Genomic DNA, 2,112 nt, shown 5'->3' with positions numbered 1-2,112 from the left:
GGCAACGGGCCTCGACGGGTCTATAGCTGCTGCAGGCGCCGGAACGGCACGAAACGCGTCGCCAGGATCAGCGCCTCGGCCAGCAGGGTCGCCACTCCCGCGCCGTCCACGCCCCACAGATGCGCCAGTCCGTACAGCACCGGCATGCACAGGACCGTCGCCGCCACCCGTCCGGCGAACAGATGCTGCGCCCAGCCCAGCGAGACCAGCAGCGGTTCCAGCGGCACGTCCCACAGATCCAGGATCGCGGCGCTGCTCAGCAGCATCAGCAGCGACAGCGTGTCCGGCCGGTGGATCGCCAGCAGGGTGCGGAACAGGAACGGCCCGATACAGAACGCGACCAGCAGCGCGACGACCGAAAAGACCCCCAGCGCCTGGAAGATCCGGCGCATCACCCGCCGCATCGATACCCAATCCTTGCCGTCGCGCAGCCGGATCAGCTCGGGATACAGCGCCGGCGTCAGCAATTGCGCCGGCTGGGCCAGCGCGTCGCAGAGATGCCAGGTCACGCTGTAGATCCCCGCCGCCGCCGGGTCCAGCGCCGCGCCCACCAGCAGCACCCCCATGCGTGAGGTCAGTGCCGCCACGGCCTGGTTGCCGCTGGTCGCCAGCGTCAGCCGCCAGATCCCGTCCAGCCCGGACAGCCAGCGCCCACCCAGCGCGCGGAACCCGGCAAAGCTCGCGGTATGGCGGATGGCGCGCCAGGCCGACAGGTTGTTGGCGGCGAACGACGCCATGTTCGACGCGTACCACACCGCCAGAAACGCCGGCAGGTGCCAATGCAGGCACAGGCCCAGGACCGTGCCGCCCACCCGCGTCACGCTGCTCGCCAGGTCGGCGATGGCCGATTGCTTGAACCGGTCCGTCAGCCGCAGCACCCCCAGCGCGCAGCACGTGTTCATGAACAGGATCGTGGTCATATAGACCAGCGCGGCGTGCTGGCAGCCCGCCGGCCAGCCGAAGACGGTGCCGAACCCGGCCACTCCGCACAGCGCCAGCACCATCCCGGCGGCGGCCCCGATCATGTCCAGCAGGAAACAATGGCGCAGCAGCGCCTGGAAGCGTGTCCGCTCCCCCTGCGCGAACAGCGCGCTGCCGAAATGCAGCAGCGGTTGCCAGGACTGAAAGCGCGTGCCCACGGAAAACAGCGACGCGCAGGTATGGATCAGTTGCAGAATCCCGAAATCGTGCAGCCCCAGCGCGCGCACCGCCAGCGCGGTCCCGGCCAGGCCCATCACGCCGGCCATGCCCTTGCCGCCCAGCAGGATCCCGGTATTGCGCAGAATCCGGGCCATCAGTCCCGCGCCACGACTGCTCATGGGCGCACCGCGCGCCATGAGTAACCGACGCTCATCTTCCGCATTCCCGATCCTGTTCGCCCCCCTGATACGCCCTCACCCCCCGCGCGGCAAGCGCAGGGGGCGGTTCAGGGCACCGCCTCCGCCTGGGCACGGTTCAGCATCTCCGCCGCCCGGTGGCCCGCGGCCACGCACAGCATGCAGATCGCGACCGACAGCACCATGTTCAACGCCGCCCGCCCCGCTGCCCCGCCGCGCAGCAGGTCGAAACTCTGCAGGCTGAAGGATGAAAATGTGGTGTACCCGCCGCAGATTCCGACCATGAAAAACAGCCGCACCAGGTCCGAGGCCGGATAACGTCCGCTCGACAGGGTCAGCGTCCCGAAAAACGCGATCGCGAACGACCCGCTGGCATTGATCAGCATCGTGCCCCACGGCATCGCCTGGCTCCAGCGCGCCAGCCCGATTCCCACCCAGTAGCGGGCCACGCTGCCCAGGGCCCCGCCCGCCGCAATGGCCACCGTCGTCAGAAACCTGTCCACCATTCCATCCTGTGCCGCTGCGCCCGCCCAGGTCGCAATCCTGACGTCGGCCATGACATCAATGCTGGATCCAGGTCGGTATCGCGGCATGTGCCAGGATCTGGCCCGTCACGCTGCCGCGCAGGCGATCATGCAAAACGCCATGAGTATAGCCGCCGATGACCAGCAGGTCACTGGCCGCGGCGCCCGCGGCGACCAGGATGGCGTCGGCCTGTTCGGCGGCCGATCCGCCGGGGGGCGGCGAGGGTAGGATTCGCCCGCCCAGCACGTTC

General features: G+C 69.2%; 2 protein-coding genes and 1 pseudogene. All 3 read right to left on the bottom strand.

The annotated features are described in order from the left end of the window. Positions 1–20: 20 nt before the first annotated feature. Complete coding sequence (locus HUK84_RS15780) at positions 21–1,319, bottom strand: lipopolysaccharide biosynthesis protein (RefSeq protein WP_176641133.1); 1,299 nt, start codon at positions 1,317–1,319, stop codon at positions 21–23. A gap of 107 nt (positions 1,320–1,426) precedes the next feature. Beyond that, a complete protein-coding gene (crcB, locus tag HUK84_RS15775) occupies positions 1,427–1,843 on the bottom strand; it encodes a fluoride efflux transporter CrcB (RefSeq protein WP_176641132.1) in 417 nt (138 codons plus the stop codon). A 55-nt stretch (positions 1,844–1,898) separates the two neighbouring features. Next, positions 1,899–2,112: pseudogene (locus HUK84_RS15770) on the bottom strand (hypothetical protein); the annotation flags it as partial.

Source organism: Nguyenibacter vanlangensis, assembly GCF_013376155.1.
GTDB classification, from domain to species: domain Bacteria; phylum Pseudomonadota; class Alphaproteobacteria; order Acetobacterales; family Acetobacteraceae; genus Gluconacetobacter; species Gluconacetobacter vanlangensis.
The sequence above is the reverse complement of the archived record's forward strand: the minus strand, read 5'-3'. Positions and strand labels throughout refer to the sequence as shown.

Coding starts and splice junctions, on each gene's coding strand:
- HUK84_RS15780 (WP_176641133.1), bottom strand. CDS start 1,319: ATGAGCAGTCGTGGCGCGGGACTGATGGCCCGGATTCTGCGCAATACC.
- crcB (WP_176641132.1), bottom strand. CDS start 1,843: ATGGTGGACAGGTTTCTGACGACGGTGGCCATTGCGGCGGGCGGGGCC.